The organism is Pseudomonas sp. GM80 (assembly GCF_000282515.1).
Lineage (GTDB): Bacteria > Pseudomonadota > Gammaproteobacteria > Pseudomonadales > Pseudomonadaceae > Aquipseudomonas.
Map to the genome: position 1 here is coordinate 1 of NZ_AKJD01000066.1, position 26552 is coordinate 26552.

At 58.9% G+C, this 26552-nt stretch carries 28 protein-coding genes and 2 pseudogenes; 7 read left to right on the forward strand and 23 right to left on the reverse strand.

Features of this window, described 5'->3' with window-relative positions; all coding sequences use genetic code 11:
• Window positions 1-118 precede the first annotated feature (118 nt).
• The 6 genes from PMI37_RS11425 to minC all read right to left on the reverse strand — a co-directional run bounded on the left by PMI37_RS11425 (window position 119) and on the right by minC (window position 5576).
• Window positions 119-1408, reverse strand: a complete 1290-nt coding sequence (locus PMI37_RS11425) for a M18 family aminopeptidase (protein ID WP_008080878.1) — start codon at window positions 1406-1408, stop codon at window positions 119-121.
• A gap of 240 nt (window positions 1409-1648) precedes the next feature.
• Window positions 1649-2749: a hypothetical protein gene (locus PMI37_RS11430; protein ID WP_008080880.1), complete on the reverse strand. Its 1101-nt coding sequence runs from the start codon at window positions 2747-2749 to the stop codon at window positions 1649-1651.
• Window positions 2750-2796: 47 nt separating this feature from the next.
• Entirely contained in the window at window positions 2797-3432 is a 636-nt protein-coding gene (locus PMI37_RS11435) for an RluA family pseudouridine synthase (protein ID WP_008080882.1), read from the reverse strand.
• Between the two features lie 170 nt (window positions 3433-3602).
• Window positions 3603-3857, reverse strand: a complete 255-nt coding sequence (minE, locus tag PMI37_RS11440) for a cell division topological specificity factor MinE (RefSeq protein ID WP_003223146.1) — start codon at window positions 3855-3857, stop codon at window positions 3603-3605.
• Window positions 3857-4669, reverse strand: coding sequence for a septum site-determining protein MinD (gene minD, locus PMI37_RS11445; RefSeq protein ID WP_007913953.1), 813 nt, complete (start codon window positions 4667-4669; stop codon window positions 3857-3859). The genes minE and minD overlap by 1 nt, the downstream gene beginning before the upstream one ends.
• Window positions 4670-4838: 169 nt before the next feature.
• Complete coding sequence (minC, locus tag PMI37_RS11450; protein ID WP_045123115.1) at window positions 4839-5576, reverse strand: septum site-determining protein MinC; 738 nt, start codon at window positions 5574-5576, stop codon at window positions 4839-4841.
• Between the two features lie 117 nt (window positions 5577-5693).
• On the opposite strand from minC, the gene PMI37_RS11455 reads away from it, so the two are divergent.
• Window positions 5694-6626, forward strand: coding sequence for a lipid A biosynthesis lauroyl acyltransferase (locus tag PMI37_RS11455; RefSeq protein ID WP_008080887.1), 933 nt, complete (start codon window positions 5694-5696; stop codon window positions 6624-6626).
• A gap of 33 nt (window positions 6627-6659) precedes the next feature.
• The gene (locus tag PMI37_RS11460) at window positions 6660-7817 is read left to right on the forward strand and encodes a patatin-like phospholipase family protein (protein WP_008080888.1); all 1158 of its coding nucleotides are present in this window, start codon (window positions 6660-6662) and stop codon (window positions 7815-7817) included.
• An 88-nt stretch (window positions 7818-7905) separates the two neighbouring features.
• Here the strand turns inward: PMI37_RS11460 and PMI37_RS11465 are convergent, their stop codons facing one another.
• The 8 genes from PMI37_RS11465 to puuE all read right to left on the reverse strand — a co-directional run bounded on the left by PMI37_RS11465 (window position 7906) and on the right by puuE (window position 16053).
• Window positions 7906-8691 (reverse strand): outer membrane protein OmpK, encoded by a 786-nt coding sequence (locus PMI37_RS11465; RefSeq protein ID WP_008080890.1) that lies wholly within the window; start codon window positions 8689-8691, stop codon window positions 7906-7908.
• 373 nt (window positions 8692-9064) lie between these two features.
• Window positions 9065-9850 carry an outer membrane protein OmpK gene (locus tag PMI37_RS11470; RefSeq protein WP_008080892.1) on the reverse strand — a complete coding sequence of 262 codons (786 nt, stop codon included), beginning with the start codon at window positions 9848-9850 and terminating at the stop codon, window positions 9065-9067.
• Window positions 9851-10011: 161 nt separating this feature from the next.
• Window positions 10012-11370 carry a nucleobase:cation symporter-2 family protein gene (locus PMI37_RS11475; RefSeq protein ID WP_008080893.1) on the reverse strand — a complete coding sequence of 453 codons (1359 nt, stop codon included), beginning with the start codon at window positions 11368-11370 and terminating at the stop codon, window positions 10012-10014.
• 169 nt (window positions 11371-11539) lie between these two features.
• The gene (locus tag PMI37_RS11480; protein ID WP_008080894.1) at window positions 11540-12850 is read right to left on the reverse strand and encodes a urate hydroxylase PuuD; all 1311 of its coding nucleotides are present in this window, start codon (window positions 12848-12850) and stop codon (window positions 11540-11542) included.
• Between the two features lie 51 nt (window positions 12851-12901).
• Window positions 12902-13405 (reverse strand): ureidoglycolate lyase, encoded by a 504-nt coding sequence (locus PMI37_RS11485; protein ID WP_045123112.1) that lies wholly within the window; start codon window positions 13403-13405, stop codon window positions 12902-12904.
• A gap of 126 nt (window positions 13406-13531) precedes the next feature.
• Entirely contained in the window at window positions 13532-14527 is a 996-nt protein-coding gene (gene alc, locus PMI37_RS11490) for an allantoicase (protein WP_008080896.1), read from the reverse strand.
• Between the two features lie 87 nt (window positions 14528-14614).
• Window positions 14615-15130: a 2-oxo-4-hydroxy-4-carboxy-5-ureidoimidazoline decarboxylase gene (uraD, locus tag PMI37_RS11495; RefSeq protein ID WP_008080897.1), complete on the reverse strand. Its 516-nt coding sequence runs from the start codon at window positions 15128-15130 to the stop codon at window positions 14615-14617.
• Window positions 15127-16053, reverse strand: a complete 927-nt coding sequence (puuE, locus tag PMI37_RS11500; RefSeq protein ID WP_008080899.1) for an allantoinase PuuE — start codon at window positions 16051-16053, stop codon at window positions 15127-15129. Before puuE ends, uraD begins: the two co-directional genes overlap by 4 nt.
• A 421-nt stretch (window positions 16054-16474) precedes the next feature.
• Here puuE and uraH point away from each other — a divergent pair, with 421 nt between their 5' ends.
• The gene (gene uraH, locus PMI37_RS11505) at window positions 16475-16828 is read left to right on the forward strand and encodes a hydroxyisourate hydrolase (protein ID WP_008080901.1); all 354 of its coding nucleotides are present in this window, start codon (window positions 16475-16477) and stop codon (window positions 16826-16828) included.
• Between the two features lie 182 nt (window positions 16829-17010).
• Here uraH and PMI37_RS11510 read toward each other — a convergent pair whose 3' ends face one another.
• The 3 genes from PMI37_RS11510 to PMI37_RS11520 all read right to left on the reverse strand — a co-directional run bounded on the left by PMI37_RS11510 (window position 17011) and on the right by PMI37_RS11520 (window position 19819).
• The gene (locus PMI37_RS11510; protein ID WP_008080903.1) at window positions 17011-17637 is read right to left on the reverse strand and encodes a LysE family translocator; all 627 of its coding nucleotides are present in this window, start codon (window positions 17635-17637) and stop codon (window positions 17011-17013) included.
• An 89-nt stretch (window positions 17638-17726) separates the two neighbouring features.
• Window positions 17727-19076 carry an NCS2 family permease gene (locus PMI37_RS11515; RefSeq protein WP_008080905.1) on the reverse strand — a complete coding sequence of 450 codons (1350 nt, stop codon included), beginning with the start codon at window positions 19074-19076 and terminating at the stop codon, window positions 17727-17729.
• Window positions 19077-19372: 296 nt separating this feature from the next.
• On the reverse strand, window positions 19373-19819 hold the full coding sequence (locus PMI37_RS11520) for a MarR family winged helix-turn-helix transcriptional regulator (RefSeq protein WP_008080907.1): 447 nt from the start codon (window positions 19817-19819) through the stop codon (window positions 19373-19375).
• An 82-nt stretch (window positions 19820-19901) separates the two neighbouring features.
• Here PMI37_RS11520 and PMI37_RS11525 point away from each other — a divergent pair, with 82 nt between their 5' ends.
• A complete protein-coding gene (locus PMI37_RS11525) occupies window positions 19902-21068 on the forward strand; it encodes an aminotransferase-like domain-containing protein (protein WP_008080909.1) in 1167 nt (388 codons plus the stop codon).
• 164 nt (window positions 21069-21232) lie between these two features.
• Here PMI37_RS11525 and PMI37_RS11530 read toward each other — a convergent pair whose 3' ends face one another.
• The 3 genes and pseudogenes from PMI37_RS11530 to PMI37_RS32235 form a co-directional block, all read right to left on the reverse strand.
• Window positions 21233-21604, reverse strand: a complete 372-nt coding sequence (locus tag PMI37_RS11530; protein WP_008080911.1) for a glutathione S-transferase N-terminal domain-containing protein — start codon at window positions 21602-21604, stop codon at window positions 21233-21235.
• A 104-nt stretch (window positions 21605-21708) separates the two neighbouring features.
• Window positions 21709-22254 (reverse strand): GTP cyclohydrolase I FolE, encoded by a 546-nt coding sequence (gene folE, locus PMI37_RS11535; RefSeq protein WP_010456659.1) that lies wholly within the window; start codon window positions 22252-22254, stop codon window positions 21709-21711.
• Between the two features lie 22 nt (window positions 22255-22276).
• Window positions 22277-22546 (reverse strand): annotated as a pseudogene (locus PMI37_RS32235) (site-specific integrase); the annotation flags it as partial.
• Here PMI37_RS32235 and PMI37_RS31245 point away from each other — a divergent pair.
• Both PMI37_RS31245 and PMI37_RS11540 read left to right on the forward strand, forming a co-directional pair.
• A pseudogene (locus tag PMI37_RS31245) lies at window positions 22526-22627 on the forward strand (DNA adenine methylase); the annotation flags it as partial. The pseudogenes PMI37_RS32235 and PMI37_RS31245 overlap by 21 nt on opposite strands.
• Window positions 22628-22915: 288 nt before the next feature.
• On the forward strand, window positions 22916-23536 hold the full coding sequence (locus PMI37_RS11540; protein ID WP_008080913.1) for a hypothetical protein: 621 nt from the start codon (window positions 22916-22918) through the stop codon (window positions 23534-23536).
• A 168-nt stretch (window positions 23537-23704) separates the two neighbouring features.
• Here the strand turns inward: PMI37_RS11540 and PMI37_RS11545 are convergent, their stop codons facing one another.
• The 3 genes from PMI37_RS11545 to PMI37_RS11555 form a co-directional block, all read right to left on the reverse strand.
• Window positions 23705-24262: a Smr/MutS family protein gene (locus PMI37_RS11545; RefSeq protein ID WP_008080915.1), complete on the reverse strand. Its 558-nt coding sequence runs from the start codon at window positions 24260-24262 to the stop codon at window positions 23705-23707.
• A gap of 74 nt (window positions 24263-24336) precedes the next feature.
• The gene (locus tag PMI37_RS11550; protein WP_008080917.1) at window positions 24337-24657 is read right to left on the reverse strand and encodes a hypothetical protein; all 321 of its coding nucleotides are present in this window, start codon (window positions 24655-24657) and stop codon (window positions 24337-24339) included.
• Window positions 24658-24787: 130 nt separating this feature from the next.
• Complete coding sequence (locus PMI37_RS11555) at window positions 24788-25378, reverse strand: cysteine hydrolase family protein (RefSeq protein WP_008080919.1); 591 nt, start codon at window positions 25376-25378, stop codon at window positions 24788-24790.
• 239 nt (window positions 25379-25617) lie between these two features.
• Here PMI37_RS11555 and prmB point away from each other — a divergent pair, with 239 nt between their 5' ends.
• A complete protein-coding gene (gene prmB / locus PMI37_RS11560) occupies window positions 25618-26526 on the forward strand; it encodes a 50S ribosomal protein L3 N(5)-glutamine methyltransferase (RefSeq protein ID WP_008080920.1) in 909 nt (302 codons plus the stop codon).
• The last annotated feature ends 26 nt before the right edge of the window (window positions 26527-26552 follow it).

Consider the following 26552-nt stretch of genomic DNA (forward strand, 5'->3'; position numbering starts at 1 on the left):
AGCAGGCTCACTCCTACAGGTGGAATGCATTCCCCTGTAGGAGCTGCCGAAGGCTGCGATCTTTTGATCTTAAAAACAACATCAAAAGATCGCAGCCTGCGGCAGCTCCTACAGGGGGTTACGGGAGTTCCTGGCAGGCGTAGAACGCGCTCAGCACTTTGACCAGGTGTGCCAGGTCGTGGCTGCCGCACAGTTCACGGATCGAGTGCATGGCGAACGTCGGCAAGCCGATATCGACGGTGCGCACGCCCAGGTGGCTGGCGGTGATCGGGCCGATGGTCGAGCCACAGCCCATGTCGCTGCGCACCACGAAGCTCTGCACCGGCACTTCTTCGGCCATGCACAGGTGGCGGAAGAAGCCAGCGGTTTCGCTGTTGGTGGCGTAGCGCTGGTTGCTGTTGACTTTGATCACCGGGCCGGCGTTGAGTTTCGGGCCGTGGTTGGCGTCGTGTTTCTCGGCGTAGTTGGGGTGCACGCCGTGGGCGTTGTCGGCCGAGACCAACAGGGATTTCTGAATGGTGCGGACGAATTCGTCACCTTCCGGCAGCAGGCGACGCAGGGTCTGCTCAAGCATTGGGCCATCGGCACCGCAGGCCGAGCAGGAGCCGACTTCTTCGTGATCGTTGCAGACCAGCACGCAGGTTTCGTCGGTTTCGGCGGTGAGCAGCGCTTGCAGGCCGGCGTAGCACGACAGCAGGTTGTCGAGGCGCGCGCCGGCAATGAAATCGCCGTTCAGGCCAATGACCGCAGCACTTTGTGTGTCGTAGAAACTCAGCTCGTAATCCAGCACCACGTCGGCATTCAAGCCGTGTTCACGGGCCAGTTGATCGGTGAGCACGGCGCGGAAGTCGACGCGCTCGTCACCGGCGAATTGCGCGAGGATCGGCGGCAGTTCGGTCTGCGCATTGATCGCCCAGCCCTGATTGGCTTCACGGTTGAGGTGAATGGCCAGGTTGGGAATGATCGCGATCGGTGCCTTGAAGTCGATGAGTTGGCTTTCGACCTTGCCGTCGCGGCGGAAGGTCACGCGCCCGGCCAGCGACAGATCGCGGTCGAACCACGGCGCCAGCAGCGCACCGCCATAGACTTCAACGCCCAATTGCCAGAAACCCTGACGTTGCAGTTCCGGTTGCGGCTTGACCCGCAGGCACGGGCTGTCGGTGTGCGCGCCAACGAGGCGAATGCCGCCGTGCAGTGGCGAGTGGCGACCCATTTTGATCGCGACGATCGAGGAGTCATTGCGGGTGACGTAATAGCGGCCGTTGGCCTCGGTGTTCCACGGCTCGCGCTCGTCGAGGCGCACGAAACCGGCGGCCTCCAGACGCTGAACAAGACTGGCAGTGGCGTGGAACGGGGTAGGGGAGGCCTTGAGGAAGTCGATCAGGCCTTGGTTCAACTCTTCGCGCATAAGAAGCTCCAGACAGCAATGGCCGGGAGTTTAACGCATCGGCCCGAGGGTTTGGACATGACATGCGGTCGTTGTTGGCCAACACGAACCCTGTGGGGGCTGCCTGATGCCTGCTTCGTTTAATACCCGCCAATCCTGTAGGAGCCGAGCTTGCTCGCGAAGGCGTCGGGTCAGCAACATCTTTGCTGAATGACTGAGCGCTTTCGCGAGCAAGCTTTGCTCCTACAAAGGGAGCGGTGTTCAGCGGGGGGTGAGCACGCGTTTCTTCAGGTAGTTCATGATGACTTTTTCGTCTTCAGGTTTGTCCGGACGCGGCAGCTGTTTTGGCCAGCGACTCTGGTTCAGCAATTTCTTCTGCCGGCTTTCGTCCCAGCGCAGAATCTCCCGCGAGGCGCATTCCCACCATTCATGCCGACAAGCGCTGTAGTACGGATCTTCCGGTGCGGCACTGCCGTACAGCACATCGCGCGCGACCTTGCGCATGGCGCCGCTCTGGTTGCGCAGCTTCCATTTGATTTTCAGGCGCTGCCAGGCCGAAGGGAACGGCTTGACCCGTGGCACATCGCGGCACAAATCAACCAGGCGCTGGCTGAACGTTTCGCCATGCTGAGAGAAGAAGTACGTCTGCATCGCGTGGAAGAAGCGCTTCTCGGCGAAGTAGTGATAAACGTGCTTGCGCGCTTCCACCACCTCACGCCCGCGCATGGCGTACGACAGGGCGATCTGCTCGATGGTGTGAATCTCGAAACCGCCCGCCGTCCATTCATCGATCAGCCGGATCGACTCTTCAAACAGTGCTGAATCGCTTTCGGTGATACCGCACAGGCCGCTGTTGTAGAGCTTGAAGCCGTTGTCCGGCGTCACGCCGTGAGCGCGCAGGTCGCGACCGAGTTTCAGGTAATCGCGGCGTTCGTGGACGTCTTGCCAGTCGTACTCGAAGCGATCCATCACCGAGCGGTTCGCCTCGATCAATTCGAACAGGCGCTGCGGGTGGCTGGTAAACAGTGTGTCGGTGTCGACGAACAGTGTTTTCTCCGCCAGCTGCATGCCGGCCGCGATGGCGCAGGCCTTGCGCCGATGGTGATAGCCGTGCACGCCTTGCCAGCGCGTCAGGGTCGCTTCGTCGAGCAGCACGGTATCGACCGGCCAGCCGGCATAGTCTTGCGGGCGGTCGGTCAAGATCCTGATCGCCGGGAGCTTGCCGTCCTTGGCCTGGGACAGCACCGTGAGGATGCTGAACTTGGCTTCGCGGCGGTAGACGTCCTGGTTGCCGTAGATCAGATACAGCAACTGGTGACGCACTTTCTTGAGGGGTGTCGCCAGGGAATCGATACAACTCATCCGAAACAAAATCCTTTCCAACAACAGGACGGCCGGTCAGGCCATCCTTAGAACGGGGCCGGGCATTCGAAACGCAAACGCTCGCCGGACTGCGGGTGGGTGAAGCTCAACATGCTCGCGTGCAGGCACAGGCGCGGCCAGGCGGCGAGGGCTTGCTCGTGGGCGTAGAGCCCGTCGCCGAGCAGCGGGTGGCCGATCGACAACATGTGCACGCGCAACTGGTGTGAACGGCCGGTGATCGGCGTCAGTTCGACGCGGCACCAATCGCCACAACGTTCCAACACCCGCCAGAAGGTCAGCGCGTGTTTGCCGAATTCGTGATCAACCACGTGGCGCGGCTTGGTCGGTGGGTCGTAGCGCAGGGGCAGGTCAATGCTGCCGCTGTCCAGTTCCGGTTGTCCCCAGGCCAGGGCAGTGTAGGCCTTCTCTGTTTCACGGTCGTGAAACTGGCGTGACAGTTCGCGGTGAGTGTCGGCGTCACGCGCGAGCAGAATGATGCCGGAGGTTTCCCAGTCCAGGCGATGGACGATGCGCGCTTCCGGGTAGCCGTTTTCCTGCAGGCGGGTAATCAGGCAGTCCTTGTTGTCGTCGGCGCGACCGGGCACCGAGAGTAGCAACGTCGGTTTGTCGACCACCAGTACGGCGGCGTCCTGATGGATGATGCGGATGTTGGACAACGGCATTAAAACAGCCTCGTAACAAATGCCAACGGCGGCTCGGGACTGCTGATAACCCTGTAGGAGCTGCCGAAGGCTGCGATCTTTTGACGTTGAAAGATCAAAAGATCGCAGCCTTCGGCAGCTCCTACACGAGCATCAACAGCCCGAGCCGCCGTAGCGACTGCCGGATCGACTCAGCGATCGGGCAGGGTGATGTTGAGTTCCAGAATCGAGCAACTGCCCTGGCTTTCCAGTGCAACATGTACGTCGTCGTTGCCGATGTTGACGTACTTGCGGATCACGTCGACCAGTTCCTTCTGCAAGGCTGGCAAGTAATCCGGCGTGCTGCGCTGGCCGCGCTCATGCGCCACGATGATCTGTAGACGCTCTTTCGCTACCGAGGCGGTACTTGGCTTTTTGTTGGCACGAAAGAAGTCAAAAAGGTTCATTACCTACCTCCAAACAGGCGCTCGAAGAATCCCTTCTTCTCGACATCGAGGAAACGGTGGGCTTTTTCTTTGCCCAGCAAACGGTCGACGGTATCGCTGTAAGCCTGACCGGCATCGCTCTGGTCGTCGAGAATCACCGGCACGCCCTGGTTGGATGCCTTGAGCACCGCCTGGGATTCCGGGATCACGCCGAGCAGGGTTACCGAGAGGATTTCCTTGACGTCTTCAACGCCAAGCATCTCGCCCTTTTCCACACGCTCTGGGTGGTAGCGGGTGATCAGCAGGTGTTCCTTGATCGGGTCTTCGCCACGTTCGGCGCGACGCGATTTGCTCGCCAGCAGGCCGAGCATGCGGTCCGAATCTCGTACCGAGGACACTTCCGGGTTGGTCACGACGATCGCTTCATCAGCGAAGTACATGGCCAGGTGCGCGCCTTTTTCGATGCCCGCCGGGGAGTCGCAGACGACGAACTCGAATTGTTCCTTGAGCTCCATCAGGACTTTTTCCACGCCTTCGACAGTCAGCGCGTCTTTGTCGCGGGTCTGACTGGCGGCCAGTACGTAGAGGTTTTCCAGGCGCTTGTCTTTGATCAGCGCTTGTTGCAGGTTGGCTTCGCCGTTGACCACGTTGACGAAGTCATACACCACGCGGCGCTCGCAACCCATGATCAGGTCAAGGTTACGCAAGCCCACGTCGAAGTCGACGATCACTGTTTTGTGGCCGCGCAGAGCGAGGCCGGTACCGATAGCGGCGCTGGTGGTGGTCTTACCCACACCACCCTTGCCGGATGTAACCACGAGAATCTTGGCCAAGGTGTTTCACCCCTAAGGAAGAAGGACTTTTTAGCCCCTGAAAAACATCTCTTGAAAACTACTGCAGTCGGACAGCCTTGGCTGGAATTCGGCTTTTGGCCTTTTTCCTACTTCGTTTGAGCCGTTTTCGCTACGTTTTAGAGATGCTTGGAAAATGCGGCAGTATCCGTTAAAGCCGAATGATGTTCAACACGTCGCCCGACAGGCTGACCTGTACGCCCGAGCCCCACATTGGGTCGCGGCGCAAATCTTCGGAGACCTTGTAATGACCGGCGATGGAGATCAGTTCAGCGCTCAATTGCTGACAGAAAATCCGTGCCTTGGTGTCACCCTTCACGCCGGCCAGCGCCCGACCGCGCATCGGGCCGTATACATGGATGTTGCCATCGGCAAGAAGTTCCGCCCCCGGACTGACCGAGGACACCACGACCAAATCGCCACCCTGCGCATATATCTGTTGGCCACCACGTACTGGCGTGGTGATGACGCGGGTCTGTTTGACGGTCGGCTCAGGCGGTTTTTCCGGCTTCTTTTTGACTTCGGCCTCGGCCATTTCCAGCGGCCGCTCACGGGCACCGGACGGCGGCAGCACCGGGATGTCGATGGCGATGGCGGCGGCGATGTCTTCGATGCGGCTGGCGCGAATCGCCAGGGTGCGCAGGCCATGTTGACGGCACACGCGCATCAGGCCTGGCAGATCGACGGCGCCTTCGCTCGGCGGCAGCTTGTCCAGCGCCAGAACCAGCGGCGCGTTGCTGAAGAAATTCGGCGCCTGCGCGACTTTGGCGGCCAATTGCCGATCGAGGCTGTCGAGGTCGTTACGGGCCAGTTCCAGCACAGTAATGGCCAGCATGCTGCCCTTGAGCTGGAATACGGGATCTTGGTCTAACGGTTCGGTTTGGCTCATGTCGGCATACAACGGCTTGTCACTAAAAGTGCCGAGACTTATAACGAGAACGCCCGCAGGCCGCAAGCCGGGTCGAACGATGTAGAATGCGCGGCCACTGTATTTACGGAAGCTTTAATGGATCGCCCGCGTTTTCGAAAAGCATTTCTTGCTCCGCGCTTCTGGCCGCTCTGGTGCGGCCTGGGGCTTTTGTGGCTGATCGTGCAGCTGCCTTATCCGGCCTTGCTGACCATCGGTCGAGTTTTGGGTGCGTTGATGTATCGCTTCGCTGGCGACCGACGGCGTATTGCCAAGCGCAATCTGGAATTGTGCTTCCCGGAAAAATCCGCCGCCGAGCGTAAACGCCTGCTCAAGGAAAATTTCGCCTCCACCGGCATCGCTTTTTTTGAAATGGCGATGAGCTGGTGGTGGTCGCGTGAGCGTCTGGCCAAACTGGCCCACGTTGAAGGTCTGGAGCATTTGCAAAAAGCCCAGCGCGAAGGCAAAGGCGTGATTCTGATGGCGGTGCATTTCACCACCCTGGAAATCGGCGCGGCGTTGCTCGGTCAGCAGCACACCATCGACGGCATGTACCGCGAGCACAAAAATCCGTTGTTCGACTTCATCCAGCGTCAGGGCCGCGAGCGGCACAACCTCGATTCGCTGGCGGTGGAGCGCGACGACGTGCGCGGCATGCTCAAGCTGCTGCGTTCCGGTCGGGCGATCTGGTACGCGCCGGATCAGGACTACGGCGCCAAGCAGAGCATCTTCGTGCCGCTGTTCGGCATTCAGGCCGCAACCGTGACCGCGACCACCAAGTTTGCCCGCCTGGGTAAAGCGCTGGTGGTGCCATTCACGCAGGAGCGTCTGGCCGATGGCAGTGGTTATCGTCTGGTCGTGCATGCGCCGCTGGAAGACTTCCCGGGCGAAACCGAAGAAGCCGACTGCATCCGTATCAACCAATGGGTTGAAGGCGTGTTGCGCGATTGCCCGGAGCAATACTTGTGGGCGCATCGTCGCTTCAAGAGCCGGCCACCGGGCGAGCCGAAGTTGTACGCCAAACGCCGCTGAAAAAATAACTGACAAGCACCATGGAGCGTTGCGATGAGCCCAGCTGAACCGGTCACAGGTTTGATTCTTTCCGGCGGCGGGGCTCGGGCGGCGTATCAGGTGGGGGTGCTGGCGGCGATTGCCGAACTGTTGCCATTGGGCGCGGACAATCCGTTTCCGGTGATCGTCGGCACCTCGGCCGGGGCGATCAACGCGGTCAGCCTCGCCAGCGGCGCCACCGATTTTCGTGCCGCCATCGAACGCCTCACCTTATTCTGGCAAGGCTGTCGCAGCCATCGCGTGCTGCGCAGTGACTGGCCCGGCGTCATCCGTCAGGCCAGCCGCTTCGTCAGTCACAGCTTGCTCGGCCTCGGTCGGCATCTGCCGGTGGCGCTGCTCAACAGTTCGCCGCTGCGCGAGCTGCTCAATGAAAAACTGCACATGCCCGGCATTGCCGAATCTATCGCGCGCAAGCAATTGCACGCGGTGGCGGTGACCGCGTTCGGCTACGAATCGGGGCAGGCGGTGACGTTCTACCAGGGCGGCGGCAAGATTGATTCGTGGCTGCGGCATCGGCGCATTGGGGTGCCGACGCAATTGTCGGTCGACCATCTATTGGCCAGCTCGGCGATTCCGCTGTTGTTCGCGCCAGTGAAGATCGGTGATGAATATTTCGGTGACGGCGCGGTGCGGCAATCGGCGCCGATCAGTCCGGCGTTGCACCTGGGCGCCAGTCGCGTGCTGGTGGTCGGCGTCAGCGGCAACCCGCGCGGCGTTGATCCGCAGCAGCCGCTGGAGCGCACTTACACGGGGCAGCAGCCGACACTCGCGCAGATCGGCGGGCACATGCTCAACAGCACGTTCATTGACAGTCTGGAGAGTGACATCGAGTTGCTGCAGCGTCTCAACCAGTTCAGCCATCTGATGCCCGCCGGCACGCCGACGCGCGAGTTAGGGGTGGCGCCGGTGGAGGTGTTGGTGATTTCGCCAAGCCAGCCGATCGATGAGATCGCGGCGCGGCATCGTCAGGAATTGCCGGCGGCGTTGCGCTTGTTTTTGCGTGGGCCGGGGGCGACCAAGACGAGTGGGGCGGGGGTGCTGAGTTATTTGCTGTTCGAGGCGGGGTATTGCAGCGAGTTGATTGATCTGGGACGGCGCGATGCGTTGGCCAAGCGCGAGGAGTTGTGCCGGTTTTTGGGATTGCCATTTTAAAGCAAAAGATCGCAGCCTGCGGCAGCTCCTACATTGGAATGCGCTATCCCTGTAGGAGCTGGCGAAGCCTGCGATCTTTTGATTTTTATCAGAAGTGGAACTTCACCAGGAAGCTGGTCACGCTCTGATTGGTCTTGAACGCACCGGTGTCGTCGATCCCGTACTTGTCTTTCCAGTAGTCGTATTCAACACCGACATACAACTGCTTCTCGCCAAAGCTCAGCGCTTTGCCCAAGTCATATTTGACTTGTGGGTTGAAGTGCAGGTTGGCGTGGTAATCGCCCTTGGAGTTGGAGTCGTTGTCAGTCACCCAGTCCATGTAGCCGTCGATCAGGATGTCCGACTTGCCGACCGGGATGGTGTAGGACCAGACCGGGGTGATCTGCCAGACGTTGTCACCGGCACGCGAGCCTTCGGTGTGACGCTGATAGAAGTTCAACTGGAAGTAGTCGAAGCCCGGAATGGCCAGGTCGAAACCCGGACCGATCAGGTAAGACTCGGTGTCACCCTCACCGAACTCGTAGGTCATCGCCAACAGGACGTCTTTGATCGGGCCGAACTCGATCTTCTGGTCGAGCACCTTGCCCAGCGAGATGCGCGGGCTGAACTCGCCGTAGTAGGTGTTCGGACCGTTGCTGAAGTCCTTGCCACCGTTGTAGAAGATCTTGTCGAAGAAGAAGAAGTTGTCGCCGTACGTCCACGCATCGGCGTGTTCGAAGGTGACGGTCTGCTGGATGCGCGGGTTGACCTGGAAGTCCTTGCCATACAGATAGGTCAGGCTGTTGTTCTGCCACTGCAGCAGGCCATCGGCCATGGCCTGGCCGCCGGCCAACATCGATCCCGCGAGCATCAGGCTGGTGCACATACGTTTCATTCGGTTGCTCCCAAAGTAGGTGTTCCACGTTTATTTTTTTAAGATCGGCGCTCTGGTGTGGCGCCTTTTTTCGTTGCTGCAAAAGTCATCCGATTGGTCAGCTTTCATGCTGTTAGCAAGAGCTGGGCCAAGGCTTTTCGAAAAGCAAAAAAACGCCCGTCGGCTGCTGAAAAACAGTCGATTGAGCGTGTTTTCGGGATGCCTCGGTACTGGCCGGGGCCGGGATAAGTTGGCCCGTCGGTCAGGAATTAAATCCGGGCTTTTTTTTAGACCGAATTCAAGAGGCCGCGGAGAATACTGACTCCTCGGCCAGCTCTCAAGTGCCCCGCAACAGAGCACCGACGACAGGTATGGAGCACGGTTGCGGGCCATCTTAAAAGTGCACCTTCACCAGCAGGCTGGCGGTGTTCTGATTGGTGTCGAAATTGTGTGTGTTTTCGACGCCGTATTTGTTCTTCCAGTAGCTGTATTCGGTGCCGACGTACAGCTGCTTCTGACTCCAGCCGAGGGCTTTGCCGAGGTCATATTTGATCTGCGGATTGATGTGCAGGTTGGCGTGATAGGTGCCGCGCGAGTTCTCGTCGTTGTCGACCACCCAGTCCAGATATCCGTCGATCAGCACATCGGAATTGCCCAGGGGAAAGCTGTAGGACCAGCCCGGCGTGATCTGCCAGACACCGTCGCCGGGGCGCGGGCCTTCGGTCTGGCGGCGGAAGATATTGAGGGTCACGTAGTTGAAGCCGGGCACCTTGATGTCGAAGCCGGGGCCGATCAGATAGGCCTCGCTGTCGCCTTCGCCATACTCGTAAGTCATGGCGAGCAGCACGTCTTTGATCGGGCCGAACTCAAGCTTCTGGTCGAAGATCTTGCCGAAGGAAAAGCGTGGGGTGAATTCACCGTAGAAGGCGTGGGGGCCTTTGTTCGCATCTTCTTTGCCGTTGTAGAAGATTTTGTCGACGAACAGGAAGTTGTCGCCGTATTTCCATTTGTCGGCGTGCTCGAACGTGACCGTCTGCTGGATCGACGGGTTGATCGCGAAATTCTTGCCATACAGGTAGCTGAGGCTGTTGGTCTGCCACAGCAGTAAATCGCCGGCCATGGCTTGACTCGCGGCCAGCAGGCCGCCACTCAACAACACGTTGGTTTGCGTGCGAATCATCTGTTGCTCCCTCTTGTTTTTATTGTTTGAGGCGCAGAGCTATTTGCCCTTGTAGGAGTGAGCCTGCTCGCGATAGCGGTATGACATTCAACACATCAGTTGACTGAAAAAACGCTATCGCGAGCAGGCTCACTCCTACAGGGGGGTACATCGGTGTTGCTTTAGTGCTGGTGTGCGTGGCAGTCGTTGATCGCCGCGCGCTCTTTGCCGCCGAGAATGTTGAACAGCAGGTTCAGCGTCAGCGCGCTGAGCGTTGCCATGGCGATGCCGCTGTGGGTAATAGGGCTCATCCACAGCGGCAGGTGCGCGAAGAACTCAGGGCGCACCACCGGGATCAGGCCCATGCCGATGCTCACCGCGACCAGCAACTGGTTGCGCCGGTCACCGATGTCGGCTTCCTGCAGAATCTTGATGCCGGTCGCGGCGACCATGCCGAACATCGCAATCGCGGCGCCGCCGAGTACTGCCGGTGGAATCGATGCCACCAGGAACGCGGCTTTCGGCAGCAGGCTCAGGACGATCAGCAAGCCACCGGCAACGATGGTCACCGAACGGCAGCGCACGCCGGTCATCTGCACCAGGCCGATGTTCTGTGCGAACGAGGAGTGGGTGAAGGTGTTGAAGAACCCGGCGACAAACGAGGCGCCGGCATCACACAACAAGCCGCGACGCAGCATGCGCGGGCAGACTTCCTGGCCGGTGATCTTGCCCAGCGCGAGGAACATCCCGGTGGACTCGACGAAGATGATCACCACTACCAGACACATCGACAGAATCGGCGCGAGTTCGAATTTCGGCATGCCGAAATGCAGCGGGGTGACGAACTGAATCCATGGCGCGTTGGCCATGCCGCTGAGGTCGACCATGCCGATCGCGCCGCACAGGATGTAGCCGAAGCACATGCCGATCAGTACGGAAATGTTCACCCAGAAACCGCGCATGAAGCGATGGACCAGCAGGATAGTGCCCAACACCAGTGCGGCGATGGCCAGATAAATCGGTGAGCCGAATTGCGCGGCGCCAGCGCCGCCGCCGGCCCAATTCACGGCCACGGGGAACAGCGACAAACCGATCGAGGTGATGACCGTGCCGGTCACCAGAGGCGGGAAGAAGCGTACGACCTTGGACATGAACGGCGCTATGAGCATGCCGAAGAAACCGGCGGCGATCGTTGCGCCGAAGATGCCTTGCAGGCCGACACCGGGCATGCCGGCCATGGCGACCATGCTGCCGACCGCAGCAAAACTGGCGCCCATCATCACCGGCATGCGAATGCCCATCGGGCCGATGCCCATGGACTGGACGATGGTGGCGACACCGGCGACCAGCAGGTCGGCGTTGATCAGAAAGGCAATTTCTTCACGACTCAGGCCAGCGGCCTGTCCAATGATCAGCGGCACCGCGATGGCACCACCGTACATCAGCAGAACATGTTGCAAACCGACCAGGATCAGTTGCAAAAGGGGCAATCGCTGAATGGCGGGTGCGTCGGGGATGCGCGCTTTGGACAGCTCGGACATGCAACACCTCGGATCTTTTTATTCTTGTGATTAACAGCTGCCGGGTTGCTCACAGCTGTTTCTTTGCATCAGGTAAAAACCGCGTTGCGGCCAATCGCTGGCAAGCCAGCTCCCACACAGGCATTGCAAAACCCTGTGGGAGCTGGCTTGCCAGCGATGCTTTTACTGCTTAGTTGGTCTGTGCTCCCTGGGCGATCCATGCACCGATCAGGTCACGTTCCTGCTGGGTCATCTGAGTGATGTTGCCCAGTGGCATGATCTGCGTGGTGATGGCTTGCGCCTGGATGCGCGCCGCGTTCTGACGGATCTGCTCAGGAGTGTCAAACATCACACCCGCTGGCGCTGCGCTGAACAACGGGCTGGTTGGTTTGGCCGAATGGCAAACCGCGCAACGTTCCTGGATCACTGTGTGCACTTTGTCGAAACCCGGGCCAGCATTCGACGCCTGTGCCGGTGCTGCTGCAGGTTCGGCAGGGGCTGCCGGTGCCGCTTCAGCCGGTTTCAAGCCGCCACCCAGTGCCGTTTCCGGCAGCGGTTGGTACTCGATTTTTGCTGGTGCCTTGGCCACTTCCGGAGCGGTCGACATCGGTGCAGGACCGGTGACGTACGCCAGGGTGATCATGCCCACCGCTGCAACCGGAAGAGTCCAGGCAAACTTGTGGCTGTCGTGACGGGTGTTGAAGTAGTGACGCACCAACACGGCCAACACCGCGATCCCGGCCAGGATCAACCAGTTGTACTGGCTGCCATAGGTGCTCGGGAAGTGGTTGCTGATCATGATGAACAGCACCGGCAGGGTGAAGTAGTTGTTGTGACGTGAACGCAGCAGGCCTTTGGCCGGCAGTGCCGGATCCGGCGTGCGGTTCTCGGCAATCGCCGCCACCAGTGCGCGTTGCGCCGGCATGATGATGCGGAACACGTTACCGACCATGATGGTGCCGATGATCGCGCCGACGTGCAGGTACGCACCACGACCGCTGAACACTTTGCTGAAGCCATACGCCGCGCCGATGATCAGCACGAACAGGATGAAGCCGAGCAGAGCAGGGCGTTTGCCCAAGGCCGAGTCGCACAGGAAGGAGTAGATGAACCAGCCGAGGAACAGCGAGCCGATACCGATGGCCACGCCTTCAGGGCCGCTCAGTGTGCTGCCCGGAGCCAGCAGGTAGAGCGTTGGGTTGGAGTAGAACACCACGCACAGCAGCGCGATACCCGACATCCAGGTGAAGTAGGCTTCCCATTTGAACCAGTGCAGGTTCTCCGGCATCGCCGGCGGGGCCAGTTTGTATTTTTCCAGGTGATAGATACCGCCACCGTGGATCGCCCACAGGTCACCGGCCAGACCGGTTTTCGGGTTGACGCGGTTGAGGTTGTTCTCCAGCCAGACGAAGTAGAACGACGCGCCAATCCAGGCCACGCCAGTAATCATGTGAACCCAGCGCACGCTCAGGTTCAGCCATTCCAACAGATGTGCTTCCACAGTCTTTACCTCTCGCCTGTCACTCTTGTTGTCGAGTGATCAGACCTTCTCTTATTGGTGGGGGGCGAGGATCAAACGCTCATCCTCTTTGAAAAAATGCTCATCGCAGTTATTGCCTGTGCCACTGCGATCAACCACCAGGAAGTCATCCCGCTTTTCGATCGTCAGCACCGGATGGTGCCAAACGCCGCGATGGTAATTAATGCCCTGCCTGCCGTTGGTGACGAAGGCGCGGACCAAGCCTGATACAGGTTCATCGCCAATTGGCGCGACCACGATCAGAAAGGGGTTGCCGAGCAGCGGTATGAAAGCCTGGCTGCCCAGCGGATGGCGTTCCAGCATGCAAACGGTCAGCGGCATGTCCTGCGCGTCGGCGCGGAAGATGCTGATGATCGCGTTGTCCTCAGGCTGAGCGGTTTCGACCGTCGCCAGTTTATGGAAGCGCATGGTCGAACCGTTGTTGATCATGAAGTGATCGCTGCCGTCGGTTTCGATGACATCACCGAAAGGGGCGAAGGCTTCTTTGCTCAGCGGTTCAATCTGTAGTGTGCGCATGCTGTTCTTCTTTTCCGAATTCTGTGTTGTTAGAACTATCGCCATCGCGGGCAAGCCCGCTCCCACAGTGGACTGTGGCGTTCACAAAACCTGTGGGAGCTGGCTTGCCAGCGATTGGGTTCAAACCTATTTAGCGACCTTGCCGAGAACGCGCAGGCGGCTTACACCACCGTCCGGGAACACGTTCAGGCGGATGTGGGTGATCGGGCCCAGTGCTTTGATCTGCTCGACGAAGGTGTGCTCGGCGTGCATTTCCAGCTTCTGGCTTGGCAGCAGATCGCGCCAGAACAGCGACTGGGTTTCGATCTGGCTGTCAGTACCACCTTTCACGAACGCGCCCTGGATCGAGCAAGTGTCCGGGTAGTTGCCTTTGAAGTGCAGGGTGTCGACGACGATTTTCTCGATCTCGCCCGGGTGACCCAGCGCGACGATGACCCAGTCATTGCCCGGCGTACGACGACGTGCAGTTTCCCAGCCGTCGCCCATGTTGATGCCACGGCCCGGGTTGAGGATGTTGCTCATGCGGCCGAAGTGTTCGTCGGAGCAGGCGAGGGCGCGGCCACCGTTCAGGGCTGCTGCCAGATCGACTTGCTCGTTATCGCCAACGGCCGACCAGTCGCGATGCGGCACACCGTACACGCGCAGACGGGCAACACCGCCGTCCGGGTAGATGTTGAAGCGCAGGTGGCTGAACGCTTGGTCGTTGCTGATTTCGTGGTAGTGGTGGCTGTTGCCCTGCAGCTCGACGGCCGACAGCACTTCAGTCCACTGGGTGTTTTCGTCAGGCTCGCCCGAGGCCAGGAAGCACGCTTCCAGAGAGGCCGATGGCGGGAAGTTGCCGGTGAAGAATGAAGTGTCGATGTCCACGCCTTTGATCGAGCCCGGTACGCCCAGACGGATCACTGCGCTGTCGAAGCCTTCGAAGCGCTTGCGGCGCGATTCCCAGCCGTCCATCCACTTGCCGTTGTCATCGAACACGCCCTCCTTCCATACGGCCGGGGTCGGTTGGAACAGACGATTGGCGTCTGCGAACCAGTCATCGGTGACCGAGATGATTTTGGTGCCCAGACGGGCATCGGCCAGGTTGACGAATTTTTCGAAAGGTACGGCGTAAGCTTTCATTCTTCTTGTCTGCCTTTAAATAAGTGGCTGGGGATGCTTGCGAGGCCCTGGGCATTCTCCGCGTCTGACATGCTCGGGCCAGGCTTGCTAAAGAGTCAGTAAACGGAACAGGGCAATCTTGTTGATCTCCGCCAGCGCGCACTTGAACTCGGTGTCTTGCGAGTTGTGAATGCGCGTTTCGAACGCCGCGAGGATCTGATGCCGGTTGCTGCCTTTTACCGCCATGATGAAGGGAAACTTGAACTTGGCTTTGTAGGCGTCGTTCAGCTCGGTGAAGCGCTGGAACTCTTCGGCCGTGCATTGGTGAATACCGGCGCCAGCTTGTTCATTGGTGCTGGCTTCGGTCAGTTGGCCCTGGACGGCAGCTTTGCCGGCCAGGTCCGGGTGAGCGTTGATCAGTGCCAGTTGACTGGCGTGATCGGCGCTCAACAGGATGTCGCTCATGCGCTGGTGCAGGGTTTCGATCTCGTCGATCGAAGCGTCCACGCCCAGGTCGTAAGCCTTCTCGGCCACCCATGGCGAATGTTCGTAGATGTCGGCGAAGGCTTTGACGAAAGCGTCGCGGCTCAGGGTCGACGGTTGCAGGGTTTGAAAGCGGCTCATTTGGCGGCCCCTTGGTACGGCTGAGTTTCGTGCCAGTGACGCGCGATGTCGACGCGACGGCTGAACCACACCTGTTCATGACTTTTGGCGTATTCGATAAAGCGTTTGAGCGAGGCGATGCGACCCGGACGGCCGATCAGGCGGCAGTGCAGACCGATCGAGAGCATTTTCGGTGCTTCAGCGCCTTCGGCGTAGAGCACGTCGAACGCGTCTTTGAGGTATTCGAAGAAGTCGTCACCCTTGTTGAAACCCTGCACTTGCGTGAAGCGCATGTCGTTGGTGTCGAGGGTGTACGGGATCACCAGATGCGGCTTGCCGTTCGGGTTGTTCGGTTCCCAGTAGGGCAGGTCGTCGTCGTAGGTGTCGCAGTCGTAGAGGAAACCACCTTCTTCCATGACCAGGCGACGGGTGTTCGGGCCAGTGCGGCCGGTGTACCAGCCCAGTGGGCGCTCGCCGGTGATTTCGGTGAGGATGCGGATCGCTTCGAGCATGTGCTCGCGTTCCTGCGCTTCGTCCATGTACTGATAGTCGATCCAGCGATAGCCGTGGCTGCAGATTTCGTGGCCGGCATCGACCATCGCGCGGATCACATCCGGGTGGCGCTGAGCGGCCATGGCCACGGCGAAGATGGTCAACGGAATGTCGAATTCCTTGAACAGTTTCAGGATCCGCCAGACGCCGGCACGGCTGCCATACTCGTAAAGCGATTCCATGCTCATGTTGCGCGCGCCCTGCAGCGGCTGAGCAGCAACCATTTCAGACAGGAACGCTTCGGATTCTTTGTCGCCGTGCAGAATGTTGCGCTCGCCGCCTTCTTCGTAATTGAGTACGAAGGACAGGGCGATGCGGGCATTGCCCGGCCAGTGTGGGTGAGGAGGGTTACTGCCGTAACCGATCAGGTCGCGTGGGTAGTCAGCGCTCACTGCAGTCTTCCTTCTTATTCGTTGACAGATGTGTGTGGCGGCCTGGCAGGCTGGCGTCACAGCGATGGGCTGATTGTATACAACTTTAATCGCAATTTGTAAGCCTGAATTTTCGCATTTTTCACCGACTGTCATCTTTTGCTGTTAATGGCTTGAGCCTGCAAGAAACCTGCCTGACCAGTCAGCTAATGGATAGGAGGTTCAATGAATAGGCGTATGGCTGGCCAATCGGCAGGAAAGCCCCGAATGGCGGGGGTGGTGTGAAAAATGTCGTTTTTATTGTGTACAATTTTTTTGAAAAGTGTCTTAATCAGTCGCTCGCCGCAGCTTTTCGTGCTCCGAATCGGTGCGGTCTCCTTTTCAACTGACTTCGGGAGGCGCGAAGTCTGACTGCTTCCACGCAGGCAGGCGCGCAGAATCAATGGGACGTTTGACAACACACGTTTTGGACGCTGCACACGGTTGCCCGGGCAGTTCGATCAAGGTCGAGCTGTACCGCGTTGAAGGTTCGCAACTGGAATTGGTCGCCAGTGCCGTAACCAACAGCGATGGCCGGGTCGATGCACCGCTGCTACAAGGCGATGATTATCGTACCGGCGTTTATCAGGTTCAGTTTCACGCGGGCGATTACTACCGCGCCCGTGGTGTTCAGTTGCCGGAACCGGCATTCCTGGACGTGGTTGTACTGCGCTTCGGCATCTCTGCCGAACAGGATCACTACCATGTTCCGTTGCTGATTTCGCCGTACAGCTATTCCACGTACCGGGGCAGCTGACCCCAAGCAGCTGCCCCCACCGGGAAGCGACTGCGCATATAGCTTCTTTGGTCTTTCGCCCGCCCACACTGCGGGCTTTTTTTTGCCTGTCTTAAAGTCAAAAGATCGCAGCCTGCGGCAGCTCCTACAGATTGAAGTGCAATCCCATGTAGGAGCTGCCGCAGGCTGCGATCTTTTGCTCTTTAACGGCTCAACAGGGATGCAGCGCCAGCACCACTGAACAATCCGGCACTGATGCGGTTGAACCAACTCTGACCTTTACCGCTGCGCAAATACCGCGCCGCGCCATGTGCGCCCAGCCCATAAGCCAGTTTGCAGCACAGATCAAGCACCACCCACGTCGCAATCATGATCAGCAACTGCGGCAAAAACGGCTGCTGCGCGCTCAGAAACTGCGGCAGAAATGCGGCGAAAAACAGAATGTCCTTCGGATTGCTCGCGCCCAGCACAAACGCACGCCCGAACAAGGTGCGAAAGCGCGGAGTCGGTGCCGCCTGAGGCACTTCAGCGCCCACCGACGGCTGACGCGATTGCTGCCAGCTCTGCCAGGCGAGGTAGAACAAATACAGCGCACCGACGATTTTCAGCGCACTGAACAACTGCTCCGACGCCAACAGCAGGGCGCCGAGCCCCAAAGCCGACGCACTGAGCAAACAGATCGAGGCAATCACGCCGCCCAAAAACGCCGGGTAAGAACGGCGCAGACCGTAATTCAGACTGTTGCTGATCATCAGCAATGACAGCGGCCCCGGAATCAGGATCACCACCAACGCAGCGCCGCTGAACAGCAGCCAGGTTTCCAGACTCATCACTTTCCTCCTTTTTTGTTGTATTGAAAAATGCACAAAAGCCCCACCCGTGAGGGTGAGGCCGTTTTGAAGCCTGAACCGCGTAGCGCTTACAGGAAGATGAACTTGGCGATGAAGATCGCGCAGAGCACCCACAGGCTCACGGAAATTTCCTTGTACTTGCCGGTACCGGCCTTCAGCGCCACATAGGTGATGAAGCCCAGCGCGATACCGTCGGCGACCGAGAAGGTCAGCGGCATCATGATGGCGGTGACGATCGCCGGGATCGCATCAGTGGCTTCGTCCCACTCGATGTGGGCCATGCCGCCCATCATCAGCATCGCTACATAGATCAGTGCACCGGCGGTGGCGTAAGCGGGAATCATGCCGGCCAGCGGTGCGAAAAACATTGCCGCTATAAATAGCACACCTACGGTGACTGCGGTAAGACCAGTCCGACCACCAGCGGCCACGCCGGCAGCACTTTCTACGTAGCTTGTTACTGGAGGAACACCGACCACCGCACCGAACACGCTGGAAGCACTGTCGGCTTTCATCGCGCGGGAGAGGTTTTCGATACGGCCGTCAGCGTTGACCAGATTGGCGCGTTGGGCGACGCCCATCAGGGTGCCGGCGGTGTCGAACATGTGTACGAAGAGGAAGGCCAACACCACGCTGATCATGCTGACGTTGAATACGCCGGCCACGTTCATCGCCATGAAAGTCGGCGCCAGACTTGGCGGCGTCGACATGATCCCTTCGTAGTGCACGATGCCCAGGCCCCAACCGGCGAGGGTCACGGTGATGATGCTGATGAGGATTGCGCCGAAGACGCGGTGGTAGCTGAGGATCGCAATCATCAGGAAGCAGATGGCGGCGAGCAGCGGGCCGGGCTCACGCAGAGAGCCGAGCTTGATCAGCGTCGCCGGGCTGTCGACAACAATGCCGGCGGTTTTCAGGCCGATCAGACCGAGGAACAGACCGACACCGGCACCCATCGCAAAGCGCAGGCTGACCGGAATACTGTTGAGCAGCCACTCACGAATCCGCGAGAAGGTCAGGATCATGAACAACACACCGGAGACAAACACCGCACCGAGCGCGGTTTCCCAGTTGTAGCCCATGGTGCCGACCACGGTGTAAGTGAAGAACGCGTTGAGGCCCATGCCCGGTGCCAGGCCGACTGGCCAGTTGGCGTACAGGCCCATCAACAGGCAGCCCAGCGCAGCGGCGATACAGGTGGCGACGAACGCGGCACCGTGGTCAATACCGGCATCGGCCATGATGTTCGGGTTGACGAAGATGATGTAAGCCATGGTGATAAAGGTTGTCAGACCGGCAATCAGCTCGGTCTTCACCGTGGTGCCATGCAAGCTGAGTTTAAACAAGCGCTCCAGCAGGCCAGTGCGTAATGGCGGCGAGAGATCCAGCGTCGATGCTTCGGATTTGCGGCTTTCCACAGCGAGTACTCCTCAAGAGTTTTATTGTTATTTCCAGGGCCGGACCCATGAGGGGTGGCAGCGGCCCTTTGAGGCACTTGCGAATTTGTTGACCATGCGGTCAGGAACTCGCACGCTGTGGATTATGCTTTTGTGTACAAATAAAGCAAATATTGTTTTTGGTTTTGTTTACGAAAGTTCCGTCGTTAGTGATATATCGCCCTTGAGGGCCCCATCGCTGGCAAGCCAGCTCACATTGATCAGTGGCGTACACAAAACATGTGGGAGCTGGCTTGCCAGCGATGAGGCCCGAACAGTCAATCGAGAACTGCCTGACTGTTCCCCAACGCCAGATTCACCGCCAACCAGCCATTCACCGCCGCCTCCCCAGCCTCGGCAAACACTCGCTCCAGCAACTTCACCTGTTCACGCCGCAACGCCTGCTCGAACTTCGCGCCTTCGCCCGTCAATGCCAGCAGCCGCTTTCGCTTGTCCGTCTCCGAGGCCACGCTGTCCACCAGGTGCATTTCCTGCAACTGCCGCAACGGCATGTTCAGCGCCTGTTTACTCACGCCGAGCAATCCCAGCAATTCCTTCACATTCAAATTCGGGTACCGCGCGATGAAAAACACAATGCGCTGATGCACCCGCGACAACCCGCGTCGCTCGAGCATTTCGTCAGCCTTGGCGGTGAAGGCCTGATAGCCGAAGAAAAACGCTTCCATCGCCTGTTGTTGGCTTGCAGGGTTTTTAAGGTCAAGCATGTTGACGTACTCGCTCAAGCTGTCGTAATTTCAGTCAACCAGTTTGACTTATTTTTCGTCCGCCTCGCTACCGGTGACCCCTATGGCTTTTTCCGAACGTGTCTCGCGCCTTAAAAGTTCTTTAATCCGTGAAATCCTCGCTGCTGCCCAGCGCCCCGAGGTGATGTCGTTTGCCGGCGGCTTGCCGGCCGAGGCCATGCTGCCGAAAGTCGAATGGGCCGACATGCCGCTGGCGCTCGGTCAATACGGCATGAGCGAAGGCGAGCCGGCGTTGCGCGAAGCGTTGGCGGCGGAGGCGAGGGCGCTTGGCTTGCAATGCCAGGCGAGTCAGGTATTGGTGGTCAGCGGCTCCCAGCAAACCCTCGATCTGGCGGCCAAGCTGTACATCGACAAGGGCACGGAAATCCTGCTCGAAGCGCCGACCTATCTTGCTGCGTTGCAAATCTTCCAGCTGTTCGGCGCCGACTGCCTGACCGTGCCGCAAGAGTCCGATGGTCCCAACCTGGCGCAACTGCGCAGTCGTCTCGAACAACATCGTCCGGCGTTCATCTACCTGATCCCGACGTTCCAGAACCCGTCCGCCGTGCGTTACAGCGAAGCCAAGCGCGCAGCGGTCGCAGCGCTGCTCGACGAGTTCGGCGTGACCCTGATCGAAGATGAGCCTTACCGTGAGCTGACCTTCGACGGCGGCAGTGCCAAACCGATTGCCGGACGTTTGCAGAAGGCGAGTTGGATCTACACCGGCACCGTGTCGAAAACCTTGCTGCCGGGTTTGCGCGTGGGCTACCTGATCGCCAGCCCCGATCTGTTCCCGCACCTGCTCAAGCTCAAACAATCAGCGGACTTGCACACCAATCGCATTGGTCAGTGGCAGGCGCTGCAATGGATTGGCACTGAGAAATATCAGCAGCATTTGAGTGAATTGCGCGGCTTCTATCGGCTGCGGCGCGATGCGTTTCAGGCCGCGCTGGAAACTCACTTTGCGGACCTGGCCGACTGGAACATGCCGCAGGGCGGGCTGTTTTTCTGGCTGACATTGAAGCAACCGCTGGATACGCGAACGTTGCTCAATGAGGCGCTGGCCAATGACGTGGCGTTTATGCCGGGGGAGCCGTTCTTCCCGGAGCCGGAGAAACATCATGGGCATTTGCGTTTGAATTTCAGCCATATCGATCCGGCGCGGCTGGATGAAGGGCTGAAGCGATTGGCGGCGGTGGTACGCCAGGCGCAGTTGGATAAAGCGGCGTGAAAAAATAAACCGGCTCATGGGCCGGTTTATTTTTGTCTGAGATTTGCTGTGTCTGTGCGGGCCTCTTCGCTGGCAAGCCAGCTCCCACAGTGATCTGTGGCGTTCACAAAACCTGTGGGAGCTGGCTTGCCAGCGATGAGGCCATCAGCATCACCACATAATCATCAGACCGCCGCGAAGCGCTTATCCAGATAATCAATAATCACCTTCGACTCATACATCCAGGTCGTCTGTCCATTCTCGTCAATGCGCAAGCAAGGCACCTTGATCCGGCCACCCTGTTCCAGCAGTGCCTGGCGATCCTGCTCATTGTTCTTCGCATCCTTCAACGCCACCGGCACATTCAGGCGACGCAAAGTACGGCGGGTTTTCACACAGAACGGGCAGGCGTGGAACTGATACAACGTCAGATCCTTGGCCGCCGTATCCACCTGAGCCTGCGCAGCAGCGGGGCGTTTTTTCTTGCCCGGGCGGGTGACGAAGTCGATGAAGATAACCAGTTGGCCGAGGCCGACACGAAGCGCTTTGACGAACACGTTGAAAGCCTCACGGTGCAAATAAAGAAAGGCGCGCAGCTTACCCGATTTTTCACGGGCGAAAAAAAACCGGCGATGAATGCCGGTTTTCTTCGTGCTGCGTATTACTTGATCAAGCTGAGAAACTCGCTGCGGGTCGCCGCGTTTTCGCGGAACTCACCGAGCATCACCGAAGTGATCATCGACGAATTCTGCTTCTCGACACCGCGCATCATCATGCACATGTGCTTGGCCTCGATCACCACGGCCACGCCCAGCGCGCCGGTGACCTGCTGGACCGCATCGGCGATCTGGCGGCTGAGGTTTTCCTGGATCTGCAGACGGCGGGCGTACATGTCGACGATCCGCGCGACCTTCGACAGGCCCAGCACTTTGCCGCTCGGAATGTACGCAACGTGCGCCTTGCCGATGAACGGCAGCAGGTGGTGTTCGCACAGCGAGTACAGCTCGATGTCCTTGACCAGCACCATTTCGCTGTTGTCGGAGCTGAACAGGGCACCGTTGGTGACCTCTTCGAGCGTCTGTTCATAACCGCGGCAGAGGTACTGCATGGCTTTGGCGGCACGCTTCGGCGTGTCGAGCAGGCCCTCGCGGGAGACGTCCTCGCCCAGTTGGCCGAGGATCGCGGTGTAGTTCTGTTCCAGTGTCACAGGGGCTGATTCCATAAGGGTTTCAGAGGGGTACTGTTTCTGTCTGTACCAATTTTGTGCCAATCAAGCTGTTTTCGAGCTTACCGAGTTCACCCCAGTCGGTGCTGGAATTGATCCGTCGGGCATAAGTCGATAGCAACATCTGAACGCTATGACCGAGCTGAGTGGCAATAAACGCAGGGTTCATACCCGCCATGAAGCACATGGTAGCGTATGTGTGTCGGCAGTTGTATGGCCGGCGGGCGCGAATCCCCAATTCGATCAGTGCGGCCTGGAAGAGTTGGTCCGCCAGTTCGAATGGGCGCTCAGTTCGCGACAGGTGTTTGAATGGCAGAAAATAACCTGCCCCGAAACGCTCACCGCCATGCAGCGCACCAGAGTAGATCGCTCACGTCAGCGATTTTATCGAGTAAAATCCTGAACCGTCATTTTTGCTATGGCAGCACTCGCCATTCTCGCTGCCTCTAATGACCCGTAAAGGTGTCACTGACGCAACGGCCACACCCTGTAAAGAAGCCAGAGAGCTGCTGCGTGTCGAGGCTGAGCCTTGGCGTTCACAGGCAAAAAATGCTGGGTAAAAGATTCATTTAAAACAACGGCCCGAAGGGGCCTTTTGCATGACCAGGATGCGATTTTCGCGCCTACTAGCCAAAGGAAAATCATGAAAACTTCAATCAATGATATGGCATTTACTGAGCGTCGCCGCGTGCCTGTGAGAGCTCTGTTAGGTGGCATTTTATTCTTGGTTATGGCCATCCAGGGGTTCCGTATGGAGTCCAATGGCATCGCTGGGCTGCTGTTGGTGTGTTCGATATGGTACTTGGGCATGGCGTGGCTGAACCGCAACGCAGGTTCGCAAACGTTGATGATCCTCAAGGACAAAGGCATCTGGTTTTTCAATGCTGATGGGTTAGTCCCTTACACATCGATTGAAGCCACAGAGGTCGAGTCGTACAGCGGGATAGCTCAGATGCAGCTCAATACGGTACTTCATATCATTGCCGAAAAGGCTGACACCCTGCCGAACTTTAATGACAGCCGGTGGAAGATCTTTTTCAAGATGCCAAGTGCGCGTAAGGGCAAAGGCTTTCGCAAGCATCTTGTCGTGTTCAACTATGGTGGTCTGCGCGACGAAGACGGCAAAAACGTCGACTATGAGAACCTTGAAGAAGAACTTACGTATCGCATCGAGAAGGCTCATCAAGAGGAACACGAGCTGAGCAATTCAGTTTATGTGCCCTCATCGTCAGCCAACGATGCGCTGTCGCCTGTCACTCATTGAATCGCGCTTAACGCGGCGGGCGCTGGCAGTGGGTGCAAAGCCGACTGCCCGAAAGCTGCCGTTCAGCTCCGTGATTCGAACATCTTGAGTAAAGAAAAAGCCCCGCATTTGATTAACCATGCGGGGCTTCAGTGGGGGCAGCGAAGGCGAATCTCATAGCTAACGGGATTATTCGTCGCGGCCTTCCATCATCGTGCGCTTGAGCATCACATAAACCGCGCCGGCACCGCCGTGTTTCGCTTGGCAAGAGCAGAAGCCCAGCACTTGCGCATGTTGGCGCAGCCAGGTGTTGACGTGGCTTTTGATCATCGGCCGTTTGCCGTCCAGGCGCACGGCTTTGCCGTGGGTGACGCGCACGCAGCGGATTTCGAATTTTGTCGCCTCAGCGAGAAACGCCCAAAGGGTTTCGCGGGCCTTTTCGACACTCATGCCGTGCAGGTCGAGGCTGCCTTCAAACGGAATCTGGCCGACCTTGAGCTTGCGCATCTGACTTTCCTGCACGCCGTCGCGCGACCACATCAACTCGTCTTCCGGGCCGACGTCGATCACGAACTGATCGGACAGACCATCAACGGTGGTGGTTTCGGTGCGCACGGTGGCCGACTGGCGCAGCTTGGCAATCTGTGCGCGGTCAGTCTTGGGTTTGCCGGTATCGGCGCGATCGTGCTTGATCGGCTTGACGCCGCGCAGCTCGTTTTTGAACAGGGAAAAATCGTCGTCTTGCATGTCAGCCTCCGCGAAGGGCGGCCAGTTTACCCAAGTCGAAACAAAACGGCCCGGCAAAAAGCCAGGCCGGTGATTCAGTCGTGTTTTTTCATCAGGTGCGGGGACATGTTCAGCTCCCGCGATTGCCGTGCGCGACGGCGGCAGCGACGCCACAGCGCGACACCGAAATACACGAACAGCAAACCGACCGCCAGAATGATCGCCGAACCCATCGGTGTAGCGTTCAAATCACCGAGCGCCGGTGGGTGCCCGATCAGGCTGGCGGCGCCGGCCAATGCCAGGAGCACGCCGAACGTGGCCAGAATGGCCGCGATCGCCGCGCCGAAGCGAAAACGCCAGTTGCTTTGGCCTTTGGGCCGCAAGCGGCGTGCGTCAAATCCATCGGATAACTTCATTCCGACCTTCCTCAATGGGTATCGGCCCTTCGACCGGGAGTTGACCGGGTTGTTCCTGAGGCTATGGCATTTGCGGCAAATGAGAGGGTTTTGCGGATGAGCGGCGCGGTGAGCCGCTCATCAGAGCGGATCAGATCAAGTCTTGCGTCAAGGCGAGGGTGGCGAAGTTGTCAGCCATGATCGCCATTTCGGCTTCCTGCACACGTTCGGCGCTGAGCACGCGGCCCTTGAACGGCAGGTCGCGAGTAGCGCAGGCGTCTTCCACCAGGGTGCAGCGGAAACCCAGGTTCTTCGCCGCGCGCACGGTGGTGCTGACGCTGGAATGGCTCATGAAACCGCAGACGATCAAGTCCAGCGAGCCGAGGTTTTGCAGGCGATCCAACAGCTCGGTGCCATGGAATGCGCTCGGCAACAGTTTGCCGATGATGGTTTCATCACCTTGCGGCTCCAGGCCGGGGATGAATTCGCCGCGTTCGCCCTGCGGGTCGAACAGGCCACCGACGGTGCCGAGGTGACGCACGTGCACGATCGGCCGACCGGCTGCACGGGCTGCGGCAACCACTTGTTTGATGTTCGCGACGGCCGCGTCCATGCCGCTCAGGGCCAGCGGGCCACTGAGGTATTCTTTCTGGGCATCGATGATGACCACGGTGGCATGGCTCAGTGTGGCCGCTGCGTAACCGCGACCGCTGAGTTGAAACATCGTTTTTGGAACGGACATTCTGGGGCTCCTTGGGGTGGGGCTTTTGCGACATTGTCCTCTGGCTGAGCGCTTCTGTGAATCGCTACCATCGTAGACACCGTCGTTATTGGCCTGCAGCCTTGTCAAGTTACACGTTCTGTTCAATAGCTGATGCAAAAAACAGAAAACTCCTACCGTCGCCTCGGAATTTTTCCTGCGTCGTCGTCACGCGTTTTGGCTGGTAGAATCGCCAGTCGTTTTTTCTGGAGTTCTGCCCCGTGATCACTTCCCGACTTCGTACCCTGCGCGACCACATCCGTTGGGCCGTCAGCCGCTTCCATGGGGAGGATCTGTTTTTCGGCCATGGCACTGACAATGCCTGGGACGAAGCCCGGCAGTTGGTGCTCGGTGCCTTGCACCTGCCATGGGAAATCGCCGACAGCTATCTTGATTGTGCGCTGGAAGACGACGAACTGGTCAACCTGCAACGCCTGCTCAAGCGCCGCATCGAAGAACGCATTCCCACCGCTTACCTGCTGGGTGAAGCGTGGTTCTGCGGCATGTCGTTTATCGTCGACGAGCGCGTGTTGATCCCGCGCTCACCGATTGGCGAACTGATCGAAAACCACTTTGCCCCGTGGATCGGCACTGAGCCGGCGCGCATTCTCGACCTGTGCACCGGCTCCGGCTGCATCGGCATTGCCTGCGCCTACGAGTTCGAGAACGCTGAAGTGGTGCTGGCGGATCTGTCGTTCGAAGCACTGGAAGTGGCCAATCAGAACATCGAGCGTCATGGTGTCGATGAGCGCGTATACACAGTGCAGGGCGATGGTTTTGATGGTTTGCCGGGTCAGCGTTTCGACCTGATCGTGTCGAACCCGCCATACGTTGATGCAGAAGATTTCGCCGACATGCCGGATGAATATCAGCATGAGCCGGAGCTGGGCCTGGCCTGTGGTGACGATGGTCTGAACCTGGTGCGCCGCATGCTCGCCGAAGCGGCGGATCATCTGACCGAGAAGGGCTTGTTGATTGTCGAGGTGGGCAACAGCCAGGTACACGTTGAAGCGTTGTACCCGGAAGTCGATTTCGCCTGGCTGGAGTTCGAGCGTGGCGGGCATGGCGTGTTCATGCTCACGGCGGAGCAGTGCCGCGATCACCAGGCCCTGTTCGCTTCCCGCGTCTGACCCTTAAAAGCATCGCGGGCAAGCCC